Origin of the sequence: Halomonas sp. Cn5-12, from assembly GCF_021532545.1 — a bacterium.
GTDB classification, from domain to species: Bacteria; Pseudomonadota; Gammaproteobacteria; order Pseudomonadales; family Halomonadaceae; genus Vreelandella; species Vreelandella aquamarina.
Genome location: NZ_JAKGAY010000061.1, coordinates 1 through 6,423 on the forward strand (window position 1 = coordinate 1; position 6,423 = coordinate 6,423).

Here is a 6,423-nt window from a genome sequence, read left to right on the forward strand (position 1 = left end):
GCGGCGACTGGCGCGGAACTTTATGTTGGGCATGGCACTGTCTGGGTGAATGGCGATAATGGCTATATTGCCATGCAGGTCAGTGGGTTAGAAGTGCTTCCGGGGGGCGGTCTCACGGATTCAGGTAGAAATATAGATATTTTTTGAGTGCAGGTTTGATCTCATCCTTTTCTAGATCGAGGTGTCCTATGAACGCTCCAGCCAATATCCACACACAGCAACATTACGGTTTTACCCTTGATCGGTCGCCGCAGTCGCAGCGCCTGCTGCATCTGAGCTTCCCGGAAGAGACGGTGAATGCGTTTCTCGAGGCAGTGGCGGACTGGCCTATTCAGGCTCTGGAGTACAAGTCCTTTCTGCGATTTCGCGTGGCTAAGATCCTTGATGACCTGTGTCATAACACCTTGCAGCCGGTAATGGTCGATACCCTGGTGGACCGAGAGACAGGTGCATTCATGGTGACACCGGAGGGGCTAGATCAGGTTGATCAGGCCGACGATATGGTGAAATTCGCCACAGCGGTTGCCCACCTGATGGGGCGCTCCAACTTTGATGCCATGAGCGGCCAGTATTATGCGCGCTTCGTGGTGCAGAACGTCGATAATTCAGATAGCTACTTACGCCAGCCGCACCGAGTGATGGAACTGCATAACGACGGTACGTTTGTCGAACAGGACACCGACTACGTGCTGATGATGAAGATTGACGAGCAGAACATGCAGGGTGGCAATTCACTGTTGTTGCATCTCGATGATTGGGAAGGCCTCGACACCTTCTACCCCCATCCGTTGGCCCGTCGCGAGATGCGCTGGACTGCACCGCCGAGTAAGAATGTCGACCGCGATATCTTCCATCCCGTATTCGATGTGGATAGCGAGGGTCGCCCGATCATGTCCTACATCGATCAGTTCATACAGCCGAAAAACTTCGAGGAGGGCAACTGGCTGGCCAATCTTTCCGATTCCTTGGAGGGGAGCGCACACAAGCTGTCGATTCCCGTGCCCACTGGAAGTTTCCTTTTGATTAATAACCATTTCTGGCTACACGGCCGTGATCGCTTTACGCCGCACCCCGACTTGCGTCGCGAGCTGATGCGCCAACGCGGTTATTTCACCCATGCCAAAACGCTGCGTCAGCCGCGCCAGGTGTGACATTCCGGCCACCGCCCAGCGGTGGCCCTGTCTTTCCTTTGTCCATTGAGATACGCATGTACGATTTCATTATCATTGGGGGGGGGATCCTTGGGCTGTCTACTGCCATGCAGCTCATCCGGGCCTATCCCGACAAGAAGATGCTGCTGATCGAGAAGGAGGTAGGCCCGGCCCGCCACCAGACCGGCCACAACAGCGGCGTGATCCACGCCGGGGTCTACTACACCCCGGGCAGCCTCAAGGCGCGTTTCTGCCTGGAAGGAAATCGCGCTACCAAGGCGTTCTGCGACGAGCACGGCATCACTTACGACGAATGCGGCAAGCTACTGGTGGCGACCAACGACCTCGAACTGAAGCGCATGCAGGCGCTATGGGAACGCACGGAGGCCAATGGTCTGGAACGGTACTGGCTCTCGGCGGAGGAGCTGCGTGAGCGCGAGCCCAACATTACCGGCGTAGGCGGGATCTTTGTGCCCTCTAGCGGCATCGTCAACTATGCTGAGGTCGCCGCCGCCATGGGCCGAGAGTTTGAAGCCGCCGGAGGCGAGATCCGCTACGCCACACCGGTCACCGGGCTACAGGAACGCATTACTGAAGTCGTGGTATCCACTAGCCAAGGCACATTCTCAACCCGCTACATGGTGTCCTGCTCGGGGCTGATGGCCGACCGCGTGGTGCGCATGTTGAGCATCGAACCGGAGTTTACCATCTGTCCGTTCCGTGGCGAGTATTACCGGCTCCCGCCGGAGCACAACCGTATCGTCAATCACCTGATCTACCCGATTCCCGACCCGTCGATGCCGTTTCTCGGCGTGCATTTGACGCGCATGATCGACGGCAGCGTCACGGTCGGCCCCAACGCGGTACTGGCCTGGAAGCGCGAGGGCTACCGGAAGACCGACGTCTCGTTGTCAGACATGCTAACCATGTTTCGCCATCGGGGCATCCGCCAAGTGCTCAAGGACAATCTGCGCCCTGGGCTGATTGAGTTGAAGAACTCACTGTACAAGAAGGGCTATCTTCAGGAGGTGCGTAAGTACTGTCCGAGCCTGACGCTCGCTGATCTTGGACCCTACCCGTCTGGTGTGCGCGCTCAGGCGGTGTCCAACGACGGCAAGCTGGTCGATGATTTCCTGTTCGTGAATACTCGGCGTACCGTCAACGTTTGCAACGCGCCGTCGCCAGCGGCGACCTCGGCGATACCTATCGGTGCACACATTGTCGAGAAAATTAAGCGACAAGTTGACCCAGAAAAAAAGACGAGCAGCGAGCTTTGCATATAAGTTTATATTAGCTATCTATTAATAGCCTTTCCTAGGTTGGCACTGCCACTAAGAAGCTTCTCAAGTACCCCTGCGATATCCGAGGCTGTTTACTCGTTCATTAAATTCATTACCTAGGGCCCAGCACACCTAAAGTCTAACGTGGTGGTTAATGAGCAAGCAATCGTGCAGTTAAAATATCGACAAAGCTAGTATGCGTAGAATATTTTGCTCATGATAGAGCCTATAAAACCAAGTCCTGACCAGCAATCTACTAACCGGGAGAGCGCTATGAGTTCGTTTCAGTGGGATGATCCCCTTCTGCTAGCCCAGCAACTGACCGATGAGGAGCGTCAGATACAGGACGCGGCGCGCGCGTATAGTCAGGAGAAGCTTCAGCCTCGGGTGCTGAGCGCCTTCCGGGAGGAGCGATTTGATCGTGACATCCTGCATGAGATGGGTGAGCTGGGCCTGCTAGGAGCGACAACGGCCGAAACCTATGGCGGTGCCGGTGTGGGCCATGTCGCCTATGGGCTGATTGCGCGCGAAGTGGAGCGGGTCGATTCGGGATACCGCTCAGCCATGAGCGTACAGTCTTCTCTGGTGATGCATCCAATCGAGGCCTATGGCAGCGAGGAACAGAAACAGCGCTACTTGCCCCGCTTGGCCACGGGGGAGCTGGTAGGGTGCTTCGGGCTCACCGAGCCAGACTTCGGGTCAGATCCGGGCGGCATGCGGAGCCGTGCCCGAAAGGTAGAAGGCGGCTATCGCCTGTCGGGGCAGAAGATGTGGATCACCAACAGTCCCATCGCTGACCTGGCGATTGTCTGGGCAAAGTCCGATGCGCATGACGACAAGATCAAGGGCTTTATCGTCGAGCGTGATACTGAAGGGTTCAGCACCCCGACTATCCACGGCAAGGTGTCGCTGCGCGCTTCGATCACCGGCGAGATCGTTCTTGACGATGCCTTTGTGCCGGACGATGCGTTGTTGCCCGGGGCCAGTGGGCTTGGCGGTCCATTTGGCTGCCTTAACAAGGCCCGCTATGGCATAGCCTGGGGATCCATGGGGGCTGCCGAATTTTGCTGGCATGCCGCTCGCCAATATACGCTGGAACGCAAGCAGTTTGGTCGCCCCCTGGCTGCCAACCAGATTGTTCAGCTCAAGCTCGCTAACATGCAGACCGAGATCACCCTGGGCCTGCAAGCTTGCCTGCAAGTTGGACGGCTTCTGGACATGAAGCAGGGTACCTCGGAAATGATCTCTTTAATCAAGCGCAACAATACCGGCAAGGCGCTGGACATTGCCCGCCATGCCCGAGATATGCATGGCGGAAATGGCATTTCCGATGAGTACGGCGTGATACGCCATATGGTGAACCTGGAAACGGTGAACACCTACGAAGGGACCCATGATATTCATGCATTGATTCTTGGGCGGGCACAGACCGGCATCCAAGCGTTCTGCTAGACCAGCCAACAGAAGGAAGGTGGCGATGCGAAAGCCGCTGGAGGGAATAAGAGTGTTGGACATGTCCCGGGTGTTGGCTGGCCCTTGGTGTGGCCAGCAGCTCGCCGACATGGGCGCGGAAGTGATCAAGGTCGAGCGGCCCGACAGCGGTGATGATACACGCGCCTGGGGGCCGCCATGGCTGGCTGGCACCCGTGAATCCGCTTATTTCCTCAGCGCTAACCGGGGCAAGCGCTCCGTTGGCGTGAATATCGCCTCGCTAGAAGGCCAGCAGCTTATCCGAGATCTGGTGAGCCAGTGCGATGTGCTTATCGAAAACTTCAAGGCCGGTGGCCTCAAGGCTTACGGGCTGGACTATGCCAGCCTGAAGGTTATCAAGCCTGATCTGATCTATTGCTCGATTACCGGCTTCGGTCAGGATGGGCCTTACGCTCACCGTGCTGGTTATGACTTTATTATCCAGGGCATGGGCGGATTGATGAGTTTGACCGGCCAGCCCGACGGAGCCCCTGGCGGCGAGCCGATGAAGGTGGGCGTGGCGTTAACCGACATCTTTACTGGTCTGTATGCCGCCAATGCCATACTCGCTGCACTCTGGGAGCGCAAGCGGACGGGCGAGGGGGGGCATATCGACATGGCGCTACTGGATGTTCAGGTGGGTGTGCTGGCCAACCAGGCCCTCAACTACCTAACCAGTGGCGAGGTGCCTCGCCGTCTTGGCAATGCTCATCCCAATATCGTGCCCTACCAGGTCTTCCCGAGTGCTGATGGCCATCTTATCGTGACGGTGGGCAACGACGGTCAGTTTCGGCGTTTTTGTCAGGTGCTGGGGTGTGAGGAATGGGCTGACGATCCACGATTTGCCACGAACAGTGCCAGGGTGGCGTATCGGGACGCGCTGATTCCGGACATCAGCAAGCTGTTGGCGATGCGCACCACGGATAATTGGTTAGCCGAGCTTGAGACGGCCGGCGTGCCCTGTGGGCCGATCAATACCCTCGACAAAGTGTTTGATGATCCGCAGGTGCGCCATCGAGGCATGCGCCTGCCTTTACCGCATCCCAAGGCTGGCCAGGTCGATCTCGTCGGCAATCCGATTCGCATTGACGGTCAGCGCCTAGCGGCTGAAACACCGCCACCTGCCTTGGGTGAGCACAGCGAAGAGGTGCTTAGCCAGCTGCTTGGACTCGATGAAGAGACACTTGCTGGTCTGAGAGAGCGGGGCGTGATCGGTGGCTCAGGAAGCTAGCGCTTCTGCAGGTAATCTTTGGCTTGGCCACCGTGAGCGATGATCCGTAGAACCAGAAGTATGCTGGAGATACGCTTCGTGGGCTTTCGTGCTGTTAGTGCTGTCGCACAGGCGCCGTGTGCTGGGGATAACGCTGTGTTGCTTCGGCGGGCTACGAAGGCCACGTGTAGCAGCGCGTCTCCTTAAAGCGGCGCGTGAGGATAGGAGATCTATATGTCTAAAGGAACTCTAGGTGTGGTCGGCGCAGGCACCATGGGCCAAGGTATCACCCAAGTGCTGTCGAGTAGTGGTCGGGAGGTCCTTCTCTACGATGTTGCTGAAGCTCAACTGGCCGATGCCGAGAAGGCTATTGCCAAGGCATTGCTGCGTCAGGTTGAGAAAGGAAAACTGAACGACGCCGAGCGAACCGCGGCTATAGCGCGGCTGCGCCGGACCACGACGATGGACGAGTTGGGAAACTGTGAGATCATTATCGAGGCTGCGCCGGAGCAGCCAGCACTGAAAGAAAAGCTATTCTACGATCTCTCTCGCCTGGATGGGGACACCATTCTGGCTTCGAATACCTCATCACTATCTCTCACTCGGCTGGCTGCTGTAAGCGAGCATCCCGAGCGAGTGGTGGGCATGCACTTCTTTAATCCTGTACCCGTGCTCAAGCTGGTCGAAGTGATTCGTGCCGAGCAAACCTCGGATGCAACCGTAGCCCGGGTTGAGGCACTAGCCACCGAATTGGGCAAGACGGCGGTCATAATCGCTGATTCCCCAGGCTTCGCTGTCAATCGCTTGCTGGTTCCGATGATCAACGAAGCGGCTTTCCTAGTTCAGGAAGGGGCAGCTTCTGTGACAGACATCGATAAGGCCATGCAGTTAGGAGCTGCCCATCCCATGGGGCCGCTAGCGCTGGCCGATCTAATCGGCCTTGATGTTTGCCTGGCGATTATGGAAGTACTTCAGGAAGGCTTCGGTGATCCCAAGTATCGGCCTTGTCCGTTACTCAAACGCATGGTGGCGGCCGGTTACTTGGGCCGTAAAAGCGGCCGTGGCTTTCACATCCCTGAATCCGTGAGACTGACCCCCCTGCAGCGCTTCTAACCTACTGACCTGCATGGCAATATAGCGAATATCGTCATTCACCCAGACAGTGCCATGCCCAACGTCACGTTTCGCGCCAGTCGCCGTACCCTCACCAGCCACGCCGGGCTATCCATCATCGGGCAGTGCCTTGAGATCGCCGGCGTCGACAGCATCGACGGTCGCTTCCCCACCACGCTGGGCATGCGCACCAGCGACG

General features: G+C 57.4%; 5 protein-coding genes and 1 pseudogene. All 6 read left to right on the forward strand.

Annotated elements, in window-relative coordinates:
* The first annotated feature begins 188 nt into the window (after nt 1–188).
* A complete protein-coding gene (gene glaH / locus L1249_RS17030; protein WP_230835127.1) occupies nt 189–1,151 on the forward strand; it encodes a glutarate dioxygenase GlaH in 963 nt (320 codons plus the stop codon).
* A 56-nt stretch (nt 1,152–1,207) separates the two neighbouring features.
* On the forward strand, nt 1,208–2,434 hold the full coding sequence (lhgO, locus tag L1249_RS17035) for an L-2-hydroxyglutarate oxidase (RefSeq protein ID WP_230835128.1): 1,227 nt from the start codon (nt 1,208–1,210) through the stop codon (nt 2,432–2,434).
* A 270-nt stretch (nt 2,435–2,704) separates the two neighbouring features.
* A complete protein-coding gene (locus L1249_RS17040) occupies nt 2,705–3,883 on the forward strand; it encodes an acyl-CoA dehydrogenase (protein WP_230835129.1) in 1,179 nt (392 codons plus the stop codon).
* Nucleotides 3,884–3,908: 25 nt separating this feature from the next.
* Nucleotides 3,909–5,132: a CaiB/BaiF CoA transferase family protein gene (locus L1249_RS17045; RefSeq protein ID WP_054645324.1), complete on the forward strand. Its 1,224-nt coding sequence runs from the start codon at nt 3,909–3,911 to the stop codon at nt 5,130–5,132.
* 213 nt (nt 5,133–5,345) lie between these two features.
* Nucleotides 5,346–6,224 carry a 3-hydroxyacyl-CoA dehydrogenase NAD-binding domain-containing protein gene (locus tag L1249_RS17050; protein ID WP_230835130.1) on the forward strand — a complete coding sequence of 293 codons (879 nt, stop codon included), beginning with the start codon at nt 5,346–5,348 and terminating at the stop codon, nt 6,222–6,224.
* A gap of 54 nt (nt 6,225–6,278) precedes the next feature.
* Nucleotides 6,279–6,423 (forward strand): annotated as a pseudogene (locus L1249_RS17760) (IS1380 family transposase); the annotation flags it as partial.

Coding starts and splice junctions, on each gene's coding strand:
- glaH (WP_230835127.1), top strand. CDS start 189: ATGAACGCTCCAGCCAATATCCACACACAGCAACATTACGGTTTTACC.
- lhgO (WP_230835128.1), top strand. CDS start 1,208: ATGTACGATTTCATTATCATTGGGGGGGGGATCCTTGGGCTGTCTACT.
- L1249_RS17045 (WP_054645324.1), top strand. CDS start 3,909: ATGCGAAAGCCGCTGGAGGGAATAAGAGTGTTGGACATGTCCCGGGTG.
- L1249_RS17050 (WP_230835130.1), top strand. CDS start 5,346: ATGTCTAAAGGAACTCTAGGTGTGGTCGGCGCAGGCACCATGGGCCAA.
- L1249_RS17040 (WP_230835129.1), top strand. CDS start 2,705: ATGAGTTCGTTTCAGTGGGATGATCCCCTTCTGCTAGCCCAGCAACTG.